This window comes from Salmonella sp. SAL4457, assembly GCF_046548235.1.
In the GTDB taxonomy this organism is placed as follows: Bacteria; Pseudomonadota; Gammaproteobacteria; order Enterobacterales; family Enterobacteriaceae; genus Salmonella; species Salmonella enterica.
The window spans coordinates 1,468,651-1,484,752 of the sequence record NZ_JBGDZO010000001.1 but is presented as its reverse complement, the minus strand read 5'-3'; the positions used below and the strand labels follow the sequence as shown (position 1 = coordinate 1,484,752).

The 16,102-nt window shown below is 54.6% G+C and carries 17 protein-coding genes; 8 read left to right on the top strand and 9 right to left on the bottom strand.

Annotated features, from left to right (window positions below):
* From ACLJNW_RS07490 to ACLJNW_RS07475, 4 genes are all read left to right on the top strand, one after another.
* Positions 1-231 (top strand): sodium ion-translocating decarboxylase subunit beta (locus tag ACLJNW_RS07490; protein ID WP_410961054.1); only part of this gene is annotated, 231 nt, incomplete at its 5' end.
* A gap of 118 nt (positions 232-349) precedes the next feature.
* Positions 350-1,048: a triphosphoribosyl-dephospho-CoA synthase gene (locus tag ACLJNW_RS07485; protein WP_001005998.1), complete on the top strand. Its 699-nt coding sequence runs from the start codon at positions 350-352 to the stop codon at positions 1,046-1,048.
* 379 nt (positions 1,049-1,427) lie between these two features.
* Positions 1,428-2,507 carry a FecCD family ABC transporter permease gene (locus tag ACLJNW_RS07480; RefSeq protein ID WP_000128339.1) on the top strand — a complete coding sequence of 360 codons (1,080 nt, stop codon included), beginning with the start codon at positions 1,428-1,430 and terminating at the stop codon, positions 2,505-2,507.
* A complete protein-coding gene (locus ACLJNW_RS07475; protein WP_021000081.1) occupies positions 2,507-3,283 on the top strand; it encodes an ABC transporter ATP-binding protein in 777 nt (258 codons plus the stop codon). The genes ACLJNW_RS07480 and ACLJNW_RS07475 overlap by 1 nt, the downstream gene beginning before the upstream one ends.
* A gap of 90 nt (positions 3,284-3,373) precedes the next feature.
* Here ACLJNW_RS07475 and gpmA read toward each other — a convergent pair whose 3' ends face one another.
* From gpmA to modE, 8 genes are all read right to left on the bottom strand, one after another.
* The gene (gene gpmA / locus ACLJNW_RS07470; RefSeq protein WP_000301556.1) at positions 3,374-4,126 is read right to left on the bottom strand and encodes a 2,3-diphosphoglycerate-dependent phosphoglycerate mutase; all 753 of its coding nucleotides are present in this window, start codon (positions 4,124-4,126) and stop codon (positions 3,374-3,376) included.
* A 223-nt stretch (positions 4,127-4,349) separates the two neighbouring features.
* A complete protein-coding gene (gene galM / locus ACLJNW_RS07465) occupies positions 4,350-5,390 on the bottom strand; it encodes a galactose-1-epimerase (protein ID WP_000931428.1) in 1,041 nt (346 codons plus the stop codon).
* Positions 5,384-6,532 (bottom strand): galactokinase, encoded by a 1,149-nt coding sequence (galK, locus tag ACLJNW_RS07460; RefSeq protein ID WP_023203949.1) that lies wholly within the window; start codon positions 6,530-6,532, stop codon positions 5,384-5,386. The genes galM and galK overlap by 7 nt, the downstream gene beginning before the upstream one ends.
* Positions 6,533-6,534: 2 nt before the next feature.
* Positions 6,535-7,581 carry a galactose-1-phosphate uridylyltransferase gene (gene galT / locus ACLJNW_RS07455; protein ID WP_000187473.1) on the bottom strand — a complete coding sequence of 349 codons (1,047 nt, stop codon included), beginning with the start codon at positions 7,579-7,581 and terminating at the stop codon, positions 6,535-6,537.
* 10 nt (positions 7,582-7,591) lie between these two features.
* Positions 7,592-8,608 (bottom strand): UDP-glucose 4-epimerase GalE, encoded by a 1,017-nt coding sequence (gene galE, locus ACLJNW_RS07450; RefSeq protein WP_001265463.1) that lies wholly within the window; start codon positions 8,606-8,608, stop codon positions 7,592-7,594.
* Positions 8,609-8,830: 222 nt separating this feature from the next.
* On the bottom strand, positions 8,831-9,739 hold the full coding sequence (locus ACLJNW_RS07445) for a DUF2167 domain-containing protein (RefSeq protein WP_023203950.1): 909 nt from the start codon (positions 9,737-9,739) through the stop codon (positions 8,831-8,833).
* Between the two features lie 170 nt (positions 9,740-9,909).
* Complete coding sequence (gene modF / locus ACLJNW_RS07440) at positions 9,910-11,385, bottom strand: molybdate ABC transporter ATP-binding protein ModF (RefSeq protein WP_000096940.1); 1,476 nt, start codon at positions 11,383-11,385, stop codon at positions 9,910-9,912.
* 67 nt (positions 11,386-11,452) lie between these two features.
* On the bottom strand, positions 11,453-12,241 hold the full coding sequence (gene modE / locus ACLJNW_RS07435) for a molybdenum-dependent transcriptional regulator (RefSeq protein ID WP_001147418.1): 789 nt from the start codon (positions 12,239-12,241) through the stop codon (positions 11,453-11,455).
* Between the two features lie 128 nt (positions 12,242-12,369).
* Between modE and ACLJNW_RS07430 the strand changes: the two genes are divergently transcribed.
* The 4 genes from ACLJNW_RS07430 to modC all read left to right on the top strand — a co-directional run bounded on the left by ACLJNW_RS07430 (position 12,370) and on the right by modC (position 15,210).
* Complete coding sequence (locus tag ACLJNW_RS07430) at positions 12,370-12,519, top strand: AcrZ family multidrug efflux pump-associated protein (RefSeq protein ID WP_000891513.1); 150 nt, start codon at positions 12,370-12,372, stop codon at positions 12,517-12,519.
* A gap of 167 nt (positions 12,520-12,686) precedes the next feature.
* A complete protein-coding gene (gene modA, locus ACLJNW_RS07425; RefSeq protein ID WP_000951416.1) occupies positions 12,687-13,460 on the top strand; it encodes a molybdate ABC transporter substrate-binding protein in 774 nt (257 codons plus the stop codon).
* Complete coding sequence (gene modB / locus ACLJNW_RS07420; RefSeq protein ID WP_000604026.1) at positions 13,460-14,149, top strand: molybdate ABC transporter permease subunit; 690 nt, start codon at positions 13,460-13,462, stop codon at positions 14,147-14,149. The genes modA and modB overlap by 1 nt, the downstream gene beginning before the upstream one ends.
* 2 nt (positions 14,150-14,151) lie before the next feature.
* Positions 14,152-15,210: a molybdenum ABC transporter ATP-binding protein ModC gene (gene modC / locus ACLJNW_RS07415; protein WP_000891710.1), complete on the top strand. Its 1,059-nt coding sequence runs from the start codon at positions 14,152-14,154 to the stop codon at positions 15,208-15,210.
* Here modC and ACLJNW_RS07410 read toward each other — a convergent pair whose 3' ends face one another.
* Entirely contained in the window at positions 15,211-16,029 is an 819-nt protein-coding gene (locus tag ACLJNW_RS07410) for a pyridoxal phosphatase (protein ID WP_023203951.1), read from the bottom strand.
* Between the last annotated feature and the right edge of the window lie 73 nt (positions 16,030-16,102).

Below are 16,102 nucleotides of genomic sequence, written 5' to 3'. Positions count from 1 at the left end.
GTGCTGATGGCGAAGCTGCTGAACCTGTGCAGTAAGAACAAAATCAACCCGCTTATCGGTTCGGCGGGGGTGTCGGCAGTGCCGATGGCGGCACGCGTATCGAACAAAGTGGGGCTGGCATCAGACCCGCAGAACTTCCTGCTGATGCACGCGATGGGGCCGAACGTGGCGGGGGGTATCGGTTCGGCCATTGCGGCGGGCGTGATGCTCAAGTACGTGCTGGCGATGTAAATCTGTTCCTTTCCCGGAGGCGGCGCGTTGCGCCTGTCCGGGCTACCGAATTGCATGGATCTGTAGCCCGGACAGATGCGCAGCATCGCCTCCGGGAATGTCCCATAAGGAGACTTTGATGAATGAAACCATAGCATTTCGTCCGGAAGGCCGGGCGTCGACAAAAGATGTGGTTGTCAATTATACGCTGGCGTCACTGGACGAGCTTGAACAACTGCACCCGGCGCTGAATCTGCTGGCGCACCCGTCAATCGTCCGTGGCAGCCATGATTTCTTTGTCCGTTGTTATGACGCGGGCGTACAGCATGCGCAGGCCGGGGCGGCTGAAACGGTAGCGGTTTTGCCTGATTCGCTGTCACAAGAACGGCAAAGGAGCGGGCTGCTGTGTGCCGCAGCAGGTCGTCTGGATGCCCTGCGCCAGCCGCTGACGCACAATCGTTTATGTGACCTGGCCAGTCAGTTCTGTGCTGGCATGGCAGATGTTGACAGCGAAACCCGCAGCGGTTTTTATACCGTGCGCAGCATATCGCTGCCGGTTTACCGGCGGCTGTTGCGGGATCAACATTCTCACAGTGTCTGCCTGCAGCAGGCTCTGCTGCACCTGCTGGCCTGGAAGAGCGATTCTCCCTGGGCGCGGCAGCAGGCGCAGCGGCTGCTCTGGCAGGGCGGCGTGCTGGGCGATAAAGGTGAGTTTGCGCTTATGACGCTGGATGATGAACTGCGGGAGCGCCAGATTGGGTGGCCCGGGCTGTGGTCGCTGCTGGCCGTCACCGGGTTTCTGGCGAAATTCCCTGCCGGACCGATATTTGCTGACTGAAAAATGAGGACTGCTGACAATTATCTGTGGTGTTGGCATTTCTGCGAGAGGCAGCTAGCGCTTTGCCTGACTTACGAAACGAGAATATCAACAGATTACGTACTTTTTGTAGGTCCGTGGTTGGAACATTGCCACCTGGTTACATTTTGTCAGCAGCCTCAAGCGTGGATGGCTCCACGCTTTTTTTGTCTATAGAAAACCCCCAGCCAGGCCCTGTCTCTTGATCAGGAGGTCTGATCAAGAGACAGGGCTATGCCGGAGGATATTTATTGGAAACCGATGAGATAGCCCACCGTGTCATCAATCGAAATATAAATAAATATATAACGAAATAATTCGGCGCTATAATTCTCCTCTGATTAATAACGTAGCCCGAACCATGACCTGTCAGGACAAATCACTTTTAGCCCCCGGTCTCGCTTCCACGCCCGTCATTCCGCGCTATCGCCAGATCATACGCAAACGGGCCGTGCTCATGTTAGCTATTGCGCTGGCGATGATGGCTTCACTGATGGTGGATGTAACCTGTGGGTCTTCTGGTTTACCGCTCAGTGCGCTGTGGCAGGCGCTTTTCCAGCCGGAAAAGGTGAATGCGGGCATACACGTTATTGTCTGGGATATTCGTTTACCCTATGCCCTGATGGCCCTACTGGTGGGCATGGCGTTAGGGTTAGCGGGCGCCGAAATGCAAACCATTTTAAATAATCCGCTGGCGACGCCGTTTACCCTCGGCGTATCGTCCGCAGCGGCTTTTGGCGCTGCGCTGGCGATTGTGTTGGGGATCGGTATTCCCGGTATTCCTGCCGCCTGGTTTATCCCGGCCAATGCGTTCATCTTTGCGCTTTTATCCGCGTTACTCCTGGACGGTATTACCCGTTGGACAGGCGTCGCCGCATCCGGAGTGGTGTTGTTCGGTATTGCGCTGGTATTCACCTTTAACGCGTTGGTCGCCATTATGCAGTTTGTGGCTGATGAAGATACGCTGCAGGGGCTGGTATTCTGGACGATGGGGAGCCTGGTCCGCGCGTCGTGGGAAAAATTGGGCGTACTGGCCGTGGTGTTTATTGCTGTGCTTTTTTGCGCGTTACGAAGCGCCTGGCAACTCACGGCATTACGTCTGGGCGAAGAGAGGGCGATGAGCTTTGGGATTCATGTCCGCCGTTTACGCCTGCTGTCATTGTTGCGTATCAGCTTGTTATCAGCGCTGGCGGTAGCTTTCGTCGGGCCGATTGGTTTTATTGGTCTCGTTGCGCCGCACATTGCGCGAATACTGTTGGGGGAAGATCACCGTTTCTACCTTCCGGGCAGCGTGCTGATAGGCGGGCTGGTGTTATCGCTGGCCTCTATTGCGGCGAAAAATAGTATTCCGGGCGTCATGGTGCCGGTGGGGATTGTCACCTCGCTGGTCGGGGTTCCGTTCTTTTTAAGCATTGTATTGCGACATCGGGGGAGTCTCTGATGCGCGGGTTAATGCTCCGCTCATTTAGCGCCGGCTATTCCACTCAGCCGGTTATTGCAGATCTCAACGTTCCCTTACTGCCGCGCGGGAAAATTACCATTTTGCTGGGGCCGAACGGCTGTGGTAAATCGACGTTACTACGTTCGCTGGCCGGGCTGAATAACGCCGACGGCGAGGCGCTGCTTGATGGCGAAGATCTCATGTCGTTATCGTTTGCCGAGCGGGCGCAGAAAGTTGTATTTTTGCCGCAGTCATTACCGCAGGGTGTACATCTGCATGTACTGGAGTCGATTATCGTGGTACTACGGGCATCAGGCGGCAGAGACAATGCGCAGGGCAGATCGCAGATACTGGCTATCCTTGAGCAATTGGGCATAACGCATCTGGCGTTGCAGTATCTCGACCAGCTTTCCGGCGGTCAGCGGCAGTTAGTGGGTCTGGCGCAATCGCTGATTCGTCGCCCTGAACTTCTGTTGCTGGATGAGCCGCTCAGCGCGCTGGATTTAAACTATCAGTTTCACGTAATGGATCTCGTGCGTCGGGATACCCAGGCGCAAAATAGGGTAACGATAGTCGTGGCGCATGACATTAATATTGCACTGCGTCATGGTGACCATGTCCTGATGCTAAAAGACGGCAGGCTGGTCGCCAGCGGCGCGCCGGAGACGGTGATTACTGCGGAGCGTCTGGCTGAAGTGTACCGGGTACGAGGACGCGTGGAGCGCTGTTCGCAGGGGAAATTGCAGGTGGTGCTGGACGGCGTGATCGCTGTTTAAGACATATTGCCTGATGGCGCTGCGCTTATCCGGCCTACCCATTGCTCGTAGGCCGGATAAGGCAGTTATACCGCCATCCGGCAAAGGTGATTACTTCGCTTTACCCTGATTCGCCACGGCAGCCGCTTTCGCAGCGATTTCGTCAGCGTTGCCCAGATAGTAATGTTTGAGCGGCTTGAAGTTTTCGTCGAACTCATACACCAGCGGCACGCCGGTCGGGATGTTTAACTCAAGAATCTCATCTTCACTCATGTTATCCAGGTATTTCACCAGCGCACGCAATGAGTTACCGTGAGCGGCGATGATCACGCGCTCACCGCTCTTCATACGCGGCAGGATGGTGTCGTTCCAGTAAGGAATAACGCGGTCGATGGTCAGCGCCAGACTTTCGGTCAACGGCAGCTCTTTCTCGCTCAGTTTGGCATAACGTGGATCGTGACCCGGATAACGCTCATCATCTTTAGTCAGTTCCGGCGGCGTCACGGCAAAACCGCGGCGCCACTGTTTAACCTGCTCGTCACCATATTTTTCTGCCGTTTCCGCTTTATTCAGCCCCTGCAACGCACCATAGTGACGTTCATTGAGTTTCCAGGATTTTTCCACCGGCAGCCACGCCTGATCCAGTTCATCCAGTACGTTCCACAGCGTATGGATAGCGCGTTTCAGTACGGAAGTGTAGGCAAAATCAAAGCTGAAACCTTCTTCTTTTAGCAGTTTACCCGCTGCTTTTGCTTCGCTTACGCCTTTTTCAGACAGGTCAACATCATACCAGCCGGTGAAACGGTTCTCTTTGTTCCATTGACTTTCACCGTGACGTACCAGAACCAGCTTAGTTACAGCCATACTCTCACTCCTATAAATCATATGTAATGATAATGATTCTCATTATATTGCCGCGAGGTGTTGGCGGCAATGCTTACGCATAACCATAGCGAAAATAGTGGCGCAGTGTAAGGTTCTTGTGAACTCAGAGTTGCGATTTTGTCTTTAAGTGGTGGAGGTTTGAGCAGGGCAATGGCGCGTAGGCCCGATAAGCTTGCGTCATCGGGCATGTAGCGGCATATCGTTAGAACGGAATAAACTGATACTCGGTCAGGCTGGCGTACTCCTCGCCAGGGCGAAGGATACAGTCAGGCTGCGGCCATTCAGGATGATTCGGGCTGTCCGGCAGCAGTTCGCTTTCCAGCGCCAGCCCTTGCCAGTCGGCATAAGGTTCCGGCCCGCGGGAAGGTGTACCCGCCAGATAATTGCCGGAATAAAACTGTAACGCCGGGGCGGTGGTGTAAACCATCATTTGTAGCTTTCCATCCTGTGACCACAGACGGGCCGCCGGCTTTTTGCCATCACCCTGCGTCTGTAGCAGGAAAGCATGATCGTAGCCTTTAACCTTGCGCTGATCGTCATCGGCGAGAAATTCACTGGCAATGACTTTTGGCATCCGGAAGTCAAACGAGGTATTGGCTACCGATTTTAGCCCCTGGCGTGGAATACCGGATTCATCTACCGGCAGATACTCATCCGCCAGAATTTGCAGCTTATGCTGGCGCACGTCGGTCCGATCGCCGTCCAGATTAAAATAGACGTGGTTGGTCAAATTCACCGGACAGGGCTTATCGACCGTTGCCCGGTAAGTGATGGAGATTCTATTGTCATCGGTCAGACGATATTGCGCCGTGGCGCACAGATGGCCAGGAAAGCCCTGGTCGCCGTCATCAGAGGTGAGCGCGAATAATACCTGGCGATCGTTCTGGTTCACAATTTGCCAGCGGCGCTTGTCAAAGCCTTCCGGTCCGCCGTGTAGCTGGTTCTCGCCCTGGCTTGGGCTTAACTGTACGGTTTCGCCGGCAAACGTATAGCGGCTATTGGCGATACGGTTCGCGTAACGGCCAATAGAGGCGCCGAGGAACGACGTCTGTTCAGGGTAGTGTTCCGGGCTGGCGCAGCCCAGCAATGCTTCCCGAACGCTGCCGTCAGACAGCGGAATACGGGCGGAAAGAAGAGTGGCTCCCCAGTCCATCAGCGTTACCACCATCCCTGCGCTGTTGCGCAGGGTTAGCAGGCGGTACGGTTGACCATCGGGGGCCAGTGCGGGCGTTTCATTTAGCACTGTCCTGCTCCTTGTGACGGTTTGCATACATAAAAGGTTTCTTTGATTCCGGTTTTCGCTTCGTACTGTTGCGCAACGGCCTGCCGAACAGCGGGAACCAGATCTTCCGGGATCAGCGCGACAACACAGCCGCCAAAGCCGCCGCCGGTCATGCGCACGCCGCCTTGATCGCCGATGGTCGCTTTGACGATGTCTACCAGCGTGTCTATCTGCGGGACGGTAATTTCGAAATCATCGCGCATTGAGGCATGGGACTCCGCCATCAGTTGGCCCATACGTTGCAAATCACCTTTCTCCAGCGCGCTTGCCGCTTCAATGGTGCGCGCATTTTCGCTCAATACATGGCGAACGCGTTTTGCGACTACCGGGTCCAGTTCGCTGGCAACGGCATTGAACGCCTCAAGGCTGACATCGCGCAGGGCCGGCTGCTGGAAGAAACGGGCGCCGGTTTCGCACTGTTCACGGCGGGTATTATACTCGCTGCCCACCAGCGTGCGCTTAAAGTTACTATTGATGATCACCACGGCGACACCTTTCGGCATGGAAACCGCTTTGGCGCCGAGCGTACGGCAATCAATCAGCAACGCATGATCTTTTTTGCCGAGCGCAGAGATGAGCTGATCCATAATGCCGCAGTTACAGCCGACAAACTGGTTCTCGGCCTCTTGTCCGTTGAGCGCAATTTGCGCGCCGTCCAGCGGCAGGTGATAAAGCTGCTGGAAGACGGTGCCCACCGCCACTTCCAGCGAGGCGGAGGAGCTTAACCCGGCGCCCTGCGGCACATTGCCGCTGATGACCATATCCACGCCGCCAAACGCGTTGTTACGCTGTTGCAGGTGTTTCACTACGCCGCGCACATAGTTAGACCACTGCTGGCTATCGTGGGTCACGATCGGCGCATCCAGTGAAAATTCGTCCACCTGATTGTCGTAATCGGCGGCAATCACCCGTACGGTACGATCGTCGCGCGGCGCACAGCTAATTACGGTCTGGTAATCGATAGCGCAGGGCAGAACAAAACCATCATTGTAATCAGTGTGCTCGCCGATCAGATTGACGCGGCCTGGCGCCTGAATCGTGTGGGTGGCAGGGTAGCCGAAAATTTCAGCAAACAGCGCGCGCGTTTTCTCTTTCAGATTCATTTTTATACTCCGGATTCGCGAAAATGGATGTCGCTGACCGCGCGCAGGCGTTCAGCTGCTTGTTCTGCGGTTAAATCACGCTGGGTTTCCGCCAGCATTTCATAGCCGACCATAAATTTACGGACGGTCGCAGAGCGCAGCAGCGGCGGGTAAAAGTGTGCGTGCAACTGCCAGTGTGCGTTTTCTTCACCGTTAAACGGCGCGCCGTGCCAGCCCATTGAGTAGGGGAAGGAACACTGAAACAGGTTGTCATAACGACTGGTCAGCTTTTTCAACGCCAGCGCCAGAGAGTCGCGCTGCTCGTCGCTTAAATCGGTAATGCGCAGGACATGCGTTTTGGGTAACAGTAGCGTTTCGAACGGCCACGCCGCCCAGTAAGGCACCACCGCCAGCCAGTGTTCGGTTTCGACCACGGTGCGGCTGCCGTCCGCCAGTTCTCGCTGGACATAATCCACCAGCATTGGCGAGCGCTGCTCGGCGAAGTAGGCTTTTTGTAAACGATCTTCGCGTTCGGCCTCATTCGGCAGGAAGCTGTTGGCCCAGACCTGTCCATGCGGATGCGGGTTCGAACAGCCCATCGCCGCGCCTTTATTTTCAAAGACCTGCACCCACGGATAGGTTTTGCCTAACTCGGCGGTCTGCGTCTGCCAGGTTCTGACGATTTCCGTCAGCGCGGGCAGGCTCAACTCCGGCAGCGTTTTACTGTGATCGGGAGAAAAGCAGATCACGCGGCTGGTGCCGCGCGCGCTCTGACAGCGCATCAGCGGATCGTGGCTGTCCGGCGCATCCGGCGTATCGGCCATCAGCGCCGCGAAATCGTTAGTAAAGACGTAAGTCCCTTTGTAATCGGGATTTTTATCGCCGGTGACACGCGTATTGCCCGCACACAGGAAGCAGTCCGGATCGTGGGCCGGCAGCATTTGCTGAGACGGCGTTTCCTGCGCCCCCTGCCAGGGGCGTTTTGCGCGATGCGGCGAAACCAGAACCCACTGGCCGGTAAGCGGGTTATAACGGCGATGCGGATGATCGATGGGATTAAATGGGGTCATAACAACGTCCTTAATCTGGGTATCCCTGCGGATGGCGTGACTGCCAGTGCCAGGTGTCCTGCGCCATTTCGTCAAGCGTGCGGGTGACGTGCCAGTTCAGCTCGCGATCGGCTTTGCTGGCATCCGCCCAATACGCCGGGAGATCGCCGTCGCGACGCGGCGCGAAGTGGTAATTAATGGGTTTACCGCAGGCTTTACTAAAGGCGTTGACCACATCCAGGACGCTACTGCCGACACCCGCGCCGAGGTTATAAATATGTACGCCGGATTTGTCCGCCAGTTTTTCCATTGCCACGACGTGCCCGTCGGCTAAGTCCATAACGTGAATGTAATCGCGTACGCCGGTGCCATCCTCGGTCGGGTAATCATTGCCGAAAACGGCGAGCGATTCGCGACGACCCACGGCGACCTGGGCGATATAGGGCATCAGGTTATTCGGAATACCTTGCGGATCTTCTCCCATGTCGCCCGACGGGTGCGCGCCGACCGGGTTGAAATAACGCAGCAGCGCAATACTCCACTCCGGCTGGGCTTTTTGCAGATCGGTGAGGATCTGTTCTACCATCAATTTACTTTTGCCGTAGGGGCTTTGCGGCGTGCCGGTAGGAAAACTTTCGACGTAAGGAATTTTGGGCTGATCGCCATAAACGGTGGCGGAGGAGCTAAAAATAAGGTTTTTAACGTTGGCCGCACGCATGGCGCTGACCAACCGCAGCGTACCGTTGACGTTGTTGTCATAGTACTCCAGCGGCCTGGCGACCGATTCGCCGACGGCTTTCAGGCCGGCAAAGTGAATCACGGTATCAATCGCGTGATCGTGCAGAATTTCGGTTATAAGCGCTTCGTTGCGAATATCGCCTTCGACAAAGGTCGGGTGCTTACCGCCCAGACGTTCAATAACGGGCAGCACGCTGCGCTTGCTGTTGCAGAGGTTATCGAGGATGACGACGTCATGACCATTTTGCAGCAATTGTACGCAGGTATGACTTCCAATGTAACCGCTACCACCTGTAACCAATACTCTCATAATTCGCTCCGTTAAGCCTATGGTATGGAATAACCATAGCATAACAAAGATGCGAAAAGTGTGACATGTAATAAATTAGTGGAATCGTTTACACACTGGTGATTTTACGCATTTATATCAATTAAATGATTACAAATCATCTGGCTTGAGAATGCTTCTGCTTTTTATCCGAAAAAAAGGCGCGTTACGCGCCTGGGAATGAAACGGACGGGGCAGGAGCTGTCAGTCTTTTTTACGCGAGAGTAGCTTCCTGGCGAGCGCCCCGACAGCGACGACGCCGATAGCGGTCACTTTCCAGAATTTAAGTAACGCGATACCGAGCATAGCAAGCAGCCCTACTTTCTTGGCCGCGATACCGCCAATCAGCGCGGCGAGCCCATACTCCGCTATTTTGTCCGTTGATTCGTTGAAGTCAGCGTAGCGTTGTCCCGGGTTGAACTTGACGGAACTGAGAATTCTTTTCGCCAGAGGGATTTCGTGGTCAACAGAACCTCTGTCGGTCACCAGATTTAAAGAAAAATAGCCTTCACGTCCCAGCAGATAGGTGTTGTAGTTCACGCCTTGTTCATTCAGTGGTTCGTTGGTGCCGATATCCTGGATGGCGGCGGACCAGATCAGACGATGATTGGTTGCATCGTAGGTAGGCTTCTCGATCCAGCCAATAATTTCTATCGGCTCAATGCCTTTTGCAATACGATCTTTATTCGCTTCTTTTGTGCCTTTGCGCAGGTTATCCATTAATTCATCGGCATCCCAGTTTTTTGCATCATCATCTTTTACATAACCAGAATCATCATATTCGATAGAAATAAATCCATTCATTTCCTTTTTAAATACGAGACCGTAAAAATATTCATCGTCAACATAGTTACCAATTTCACGCATAAATACCGCCGCTTCTTTTGCGGGTATCCAGGTAAATCCTTCCGGCAGATTAAGCGTGGCTTTATCACCTAAACTAATCTTTGTCGGACCCGCAACGGCGGCGCGACTCATGCCTTCAACAGCGACCTCAACGGCGGTTTTACGCGCTTCCTGCGCAGCGGTCGGCTTTTGCTCAGCATAACTGCCGGGGCAAAATAACATGGCTGCCAGTAAAAATAGTATTATTTGTGGAAAACGAAAAGCCATAATGAATCCCTTATATTCACATACGACATCATTGTCGAAAATTTCAGGATTATTATGACAATGAGGCGGTCAGCGATTCAAGAGATAGTAAGCTTATCGACCGTTATTATTATTCTTAATAAAAGGAGAGTGGTTCCAGAATGGCGCGCGGCGCCATTCTGATAATACATTTAATTATTGCATCGTCCGGAAACGTACTTATAACGTTCGCCCTCTGGTACAAATTCCAGCCGGTGGGTAATACAGGCAGGCGCATCCTCTGCATGATGGGAAACGAACAGCAGTTGGGTCTCTCCCTGGCGAATTAATACATCTACAAAACGGCGTACCAGTTGGCGGTTCAGCGGGTCCAACCCTTGCAGCGGCTCATCCAGAATCAACACTGTCGGATGCTTAACCAGCGCGCGCACGATCAGCGCCAGCCGCTGCTGTCCCCAGGAGAGACTGTGGAAGGGGGCATCCGCCGTACGCTTATCGATTCCCAGAATATCCAGCCACTGTTGCGCCAGTTTTCGTTGCCTGTCTGAAACGGCCTGGTAAATGCCGATAGAATCGAAATAGCCGGAGAGAATGACATTGCGCACCGTGGTACTGACGCGGTAATCCAGATGTAAACTGCTGCTGACGTAGCCGATATGTTTTTTGATATCCCAGATTGTTTCGCCGCTTCCTCGCCGCCGCCCGAACAGCGTAAGATCGTTGCTGTAGCCTTGCGGATGATCGCCAGTAATAAGGCTAAGCAACGTAGACTTACCCGCTCCGTTAGGACCGACGATCTGCCAGTGTTCGCCCGGATTGACTCGCCAGCTTAGGTGGTGGAGGATAGGGCGATCGTTATACGAGACTACGCCATCGTTAAGTACGATCCGTGGTTCGCCATCGGGTAACGCATGGCGGGCGGAAGGTTCGTCCGGTTCGGGTAATTGTACGTCGGTCAGACGCTCGCTGTGCGCGAGTTGAGCAACCAACGCCCGTTGCAGCAACTCCGCCGTCGTTCCGGTCTCCGCCAGCGTACAGTCGGCAAGCACGCCGGCAAACTGCACGAAGTCCGGGATTTCATCAAAACGGTTGAGTACCAGTGCCAGGGTCATACCCGCCTGGTTCAACGCCGTCAGGCGTTGCGCCAGTTGTTGACGGGCGGTCACGTCAAGTCCGTCGAACGGTTCATCAAGGATTAATAACTCCGGCTCAGACATCAGCGCCTGACACAGCAGCGCTTTTCGCGTCTCGCCGGTAGAAAGGTATTTAAAACGCCTGTCGAGTAAAGCGGAAATGCCGAACTGCTGCGCCAGCATCGCACAGCGGGCAGGATGGTGAACTTCATCCTGAATAATTTCCGCGGTAGTGCGCCCGGTATCGTCTTCGCCAGGACTGAGCATATCGGTGTTATTACGTTGCCACTCATCGCTGACCAGCTTTTGCAATTGTTCAAAGGACAGACGAGTAATGCGGGTAAACCGACACTGGCGCTCGCCTGTTAATAACGGCAGTTCGCCCGCCAGCGCGCGGGCGAGCGCCGACTTCCCGCTCCCGTTAGCCCCAACGAATGCCCAGCTATCGCCCGCATTGAGCGTCAGCGAATCCAGATGAAGTGTTTTTGTATCGCTCAGACGAAACGTGCCTTGCGAAATTTGCAACGATGACATTTTGCATCCCATTTTTTGCAGCGATGAATGACAGGGATACGTCTTTCGGCAACGGATGTCAATGTGCTTAGCACAACGTTGCAATAATCACTCTGTCCGCATTAAACCAGGCAATCACGTCATCGCCTTCCTTTAACGTGGCGGCATCTGAAGTCGGTATCGTGGCGCACAGCGTCTGGCCGTCCGGCAGCGCCATCAACACTTCACACTGTTCCGCGCCGCGCTCGATATGGCTGATCGTTCCCGACAACTGATTGTCAGCGGCGCGCGCAACGGCTGCATCCCGGGTAATGCCAACCCACGGCGCTTTTAGCAGGATCAGCACTTCTTTACCTTCCTCCAGGCCGAGACGCTCGCCGCTTTGCGCCGTCAGCGCGACTTTGAGCCGCGTTTTGCCGTCGGCCAGCAGCACATCGACATGCTGTTGCACCTGATCGCGATCGCGGGCGGTAATGGTGCCGAACCACTGATTTCGGGCGCTGGTTTGCAGTGAAAAGCGGGAAATAGCGGCCAGCAGACTGTCAAGCGGCAGGGCGTCATCGTCGCTTAACACATCGAACGCTTTTTGCTGAATTTGGCCCAGCAAATCGTAAAGCTGGATCAGACGCTGACCATAGCGGGTTAATACCGCGCCGCCGCCGCCTTTGCCGCCCGTTGCGCGCTCAACCAGCATATGTTCGCTAAGCTGGTTCATGTCGTTTATCGCATCCCAGGCGCTCTTATAGCTGATTCCCGCGTCTTTCGCGCCCTGACTAATAGAGCCGGAAAGCGCAATGTGTTTCAGCAGAGAGATACGTCGGGGATCGGCAAAAAGCTTTTGCTGAAGTTTCAGGGTAAGAAGGATTTCGGCCTGCATAACCAGCTCCTGGTAAAAAGACTATTGTGACTGAAAAGCGCGTCAGCGCAAAGCCGACCGCACAAAAGGGGAGTGCTTTTCTGTGTGATGCGGTTAAAATACAAAAAGGACTATATCTGGAGTTGCCCATGTTAGAGTTATTAAAAAGTCTGGTATTCGCCGTCATCATGGTACCGGTAGTGATGGCCATCATCCTCGGTCTGATTTACGGTCTGGGTGAGGTGTTCAACATTTTTTCCGGTATCGGTCAGAAAGACCAGTCCAGACAGAACCGCTGATTTCCCCAAACGCCCGCTCAGTCGGGCGTTTTTGTTTACTCAAGATCCTGCTTTTCCTGCCGATATTTTCTGTGTTTAATCGTTAATGGGTATGAATAACCGCTGGGAAACCCCTGAGATTATCGTTATATTGTCGTTTACATAACGAAACGCACAAGGAGTTACAGATGGCGCATTCCTGGTTACGCCTGGTCGCAGGGGCGACATTATCTTTCGTCATCGCTGGTCATGCGCTGGCGGATGAAGGCAAGATCACCGTATTTGCCGCCGCGTCGCTAACGAACGCGATGCAAGACATTGCGGCAGAATATAAAAAAGAGAAAAATGTGGATGTGGTCTCCTCATTCGCCTCCTCTTCAACGCTGGCGCGCCAGATAGAAGCGGGCGCGCCGGCGGATCTCTTCATCTCTGCTGACCAGAAATGGATGGATTACGCAGCCGATAAAAAAGCGGTGGATACCACGACGCGCGAAACATTGCTTGGCAATAGCCTGGTGGTGGTGGCGCCGAAAGCCAGCGAGCAGAAACCGTTTACCATCGACAACAAAACGGACTGGATTCGTCTGCTGAACGGCGGGCGTCTGGCGGTGGGCGATCCGCAACACGTACCGGCGGGAATTTATGCCAAAGAAGCGCTGCAAAAGTTGGGCGCATGGCAAACGCTTGAACCGAAACTGGCGCCGGGCGAGGATGTGCGCGGCGCGTTGGCGCTGGTCGAACGTAACGAAGCGCCTTTGGGCATTGTATACGGTTCTGATGCGGTCGCCAGCAAGGGGGTCAACGTGGTGGCGACGTTCCCGGAAGATTCACATAAAAAAGTGGAATACCCCATCGCTATCGTGGAGGGGCATAAAAATGCGACCGTCAGCGCGTTCTATGATTACCTGAAAGGACCGCAGGCCTCGGCAATCTTTAAACGTTATGGATTTACGACGAAGTAATGATACTGACCGATCCAGAATGGCAGGCTGTCCTTCTTAGCCTGAAAGTGTCTTCCCTGGCCGTGCTGTTTAGCCTGCCGTTTGGGATCTTTTTTGCCTGGTTACTGGTACGATGCCGGTTTCCGGGCAAAGCCTTACTTGATAGCGTCCTGCATCTGCCGCTGGTGCTGCCGCCGGTGGTGGTCGGCTATCTGCTGCTGGTGTCGATGGGGCGACGCGGGTTTATTGGCCAGTGGCTGTATGACTGGTTCGGTCTCACGTTTGCCTTTAGCTGGCGCGGCGCCGTGCTGGCGGCGGCGGTGATGTCCTTCCCGCTGATGGTGCGGGCCATTCGGCTGGCGCTGGAGGGGGTGGATATCAAGCTTGAACAGGCCGCCAGAACGCTGGGCGCCGGGCGCTGGCGCGTTTTTCTGACTATCACCTTACCGCTTACCCTGCCGGGCATTATTGTCGGTACGGTGCTGGCGTTTGCCCGTTCGCTTGGCGAATTTGGCGCGACCATTACCTTTGTTTCTAATATTCCGGGCGAAACCCGCACCATACCTTCCGCCATGTATACCTTGATCCAGACGCCGGGCGGGGAGAGCGCGGCGGCGAGGCTGTGCGTGATTTCGATTGTATTAGCGCTGATTTCGCTGTTGATTTCTGAATGGCTGGCGCGGATTAGCCGTGAACGGACGGGGCGCTAACCATGCTGGAGCTTAATTTTTCCCAGACGCTGGGAACGCACTGTTTAACCCTCAACGAAACGCTGCCAGCCAGTGGGATCACGGCTATCTTTGGCGTCTCCGGCGCGGGAAAAACCTCGCTGATTAATGCCATCAGCGGTTTGACTCGCCCGCAAAAAGGACGCATCGCGCTGAATGGCCGGGTGTTGCATGACGCGGAAAACGGTATCTGTTTAACGCCGGAAAAGCGCCGCATCGGTTATGTTTTCCAGGATGCGCGCCTGTTCCCCCATTACAAAGTACGCGGCAATTTGCGCTACGGCATGGCGAAAAGCATGACCGGTCAGTTTGATAAGCTGGTGTCGCTGCTGGGAATTGAAGCGTTGCTTGATCGCCTGCCGGGGAGCTTGTCCGGCGGAGAAAAACAGCGCGTAGCGATAGGCCGGGCATTGCTCACCGCCCCGGAGTTGCTGCTGTTGGACGAACCGTTGGCCTCGCTGGATATCCCGCGTAAACGCGAATTACTGCCGTACCTGCAACGGCTGGCGCGGGAAATCAATATTCCCATGCTGTATGTCAGCCATTCTCTCGATGAAATTCTCCACCTGGCGGATAAAGTCATGGTGCTGGAGGATGGACAGGTTAAAGCGTTTGGCCCGCTGGAGGAGGTCTGGGGAAGCAGCGTTATGCACCCGTGGCTGCCGAAAGAGCAACAGAGCAGTATTCTGAAAGTCAGCGTGCTGGAGCATCACCCGCATTATGCCATGACCGCTTTGGCGCTTGGCGACCAGCACCTGTGGGTAAATAAACTCAATCAGCCGCTGCAATCCACACTGCGTATTCGTATACAGGCGTCGGATGTCTCGCTGGTACTACAGCCGCCGCAGCAGACCAGTATCCGCAACGTATTGCGGGCAAAAGTGGCGAATTGCTATGACGATAACGGGCAGGTGGAAGTCCAGCTTGAGATAGGCGGCAGAACGCTGTGGGCGCGAATAAGCCCGTGGGCCAGGGATGAGCTGAATATCAAGCCTGGCCTGTGGCTTTACGCGCAGGTGAAAAGCGTTTCTATCACCGCCTGACTATAGCAGGTGGGTGTAAATAAATTTGGCGATGCTATCGGTAGTGTTATCGCCGATCACAACGTCAGCGCGCGCTTTCACCGCATCATCGGCGTTGCCCATCGCAACGCCGGTACCTGCCGCCTCCAGCATACTGATGTCGTTGTAGTTATCGCCGAAAGCGATCACATTCTTCATTGACCCTCCCTGCGCTTCTATCCACTGGGTAAGGCGCTTGCCTTTACTGTTGCCTTTGCGCGCGATATCCACCTGATCGTGCCATGACCATTCGCACTCCAGGCCAAGCGCCTGTTCAACATGCTGACCGAACCGCTGTAGCCTGGGAATATCTTCATCGGTAAGCGCAAACTTCCACACGGCATTCACGTCGCGCGCCGCCTGCGCTAACGAAGAGACCTGTGTAAAGGTCGGACGTTGCTCCGGCGGCAAGGTCTGCGCCCACCGGGAGGTACGCACGACGTGACCGGTTGGGTGTTCGTAAAGCATAGCGTCATCAACATACATCAGGCCGTGAATCTGATGCTCATCCAGTAAATCAATCAACTGCAACGCCTTATCCACGGGCATAGGATCGGCATCCAGGACAGTTTTAGCTTGATAATCATACAAATAGGTGCCGTTGCAGCAAATAGCAGGTGTTTCCAGCGCCAGCGCCTGATAAAAAGGATGAATAGCAACGTGATGGCGACCCGTGACAATGATAAGTTGAAAGCCCGCCTCTTTGGCGCGTGATAGCGCGTCAAGCGAGGAGGGGAGTAAGGTTTTATGCGGGGTTAATAACGTTCCGTCTAAATCGAGGGCAATCACGCGTGCAGTCATAATTTTTTCCAGATTAAGAGTAATAATTCCGTCTGTCGGCATGGTACACCGGGACGGTAAGCAGACAAAATTC

Excerpts from the sequence above, each read along its gene's own strand:
- ACLJNW_RS07430 (WP_000891513.1), top strand. The coding sequence starts at position 12,370 with ATGTTAGAGTTATTAAAAAGTCTGGTATTCGCCGTCATCATGGTACCG.
- modA (WP_000951416.1), top strand. The coding sequence starts at position 12,687 with ATGGCGCATTCCTGGTTACGCCTGGTCGCAGGGGCGACATTATCTTTC.
- galT (WP_000187473.1), bottom strand. The coding sequence starts at position 7,581 with ATGACCCCATTTAATCCCATCGATCATCCGCATCGCCGTTATAACCCG.
- gpmA (WP_000301556.1), bottom strand. The coding sequence starts at position 4,126 with ATGGCTGTAACTAAGCTGGTTCTGGTACGTCACGGTGAAAGTCAATGG.
- galE (WP_001265463.1), bottom strand. The coding sequence starts at position 8,608 with ATGAGAGTATTGGTTACAGGTGGTAGCGGTTACATTGGAAGTCATACC.
- modB (WP_000604026.1), top strand. The coding sequence starts at position 13,460 with ATGATACTGACCGATCCAGAATGGCAGGCTGTCCTTCTTAGCCTGAAA.
- modC (WP_000891710.1), top strand. The coding sequence starts at position 14,152 with ATGCTGGAGCTTAATTTTTCCCAGACGCTGGGAACGCACTGTTTAACC.
- ACLJNW_RS07445 (WP_023203950.1), bottom strand. The coding sequence starts at position 9,739 with ATGGCTTTTCGTTTTCCACAAATAATACTATTTTTACTGGCAGCCATG.
- modE (WP_001147418.1), bottom strand. The coding sequence starts at position 12,241 with ATGCAGGCCGAAATCCTTCTTACCCTGAAACTTCAGCAAAAGCTTTTT.
- ACLJNW_RS07485 (WP_001005998.1), top strand. The coding sequence starts at position 350 with ATGAATGAAACCATAGCATTTCGTCCGGAAGGCCGGGCGTCGACAAAA.
- galK (WP_023203949.1), bottom strand. The coding sequence starts at position 6,532 with ATGAATCTGAAAGAGAAAACGCGCGCGCTGTTTGCTGAAATTTTCGGC.
- ACLJNW_RS07410 (WP_023203951.1), bottom strand. The coding sequence starts at position 16,029 with ATGACTGCACGCGTGATTGCCCTCGATTTAGACGGAACGTTATTAACC.
- ACLJNW_RS07480 (WP_000128339.1), top strand. The coding sequence starts at position 1,428 with ATGACCTGTCAGGACAAATCACTTTTAGCCCCCGGTCTCGCTTCCACG.
- modF (WP_000096940.1), bottom strand. The coding sequence starts at position 11,385 with ATGTCATCGTTGCAAATTTCGCAAGGCACGTTTCGTCTGAGCGATACA.
- ACLJNW_RS07475 (WP_021000081.1), top strand. The coding sequence starts at position 2,507 with ATGCGCGGGTTAATGCTCCGCTCATTTAGCGCCGGCTATTCCACTCAG.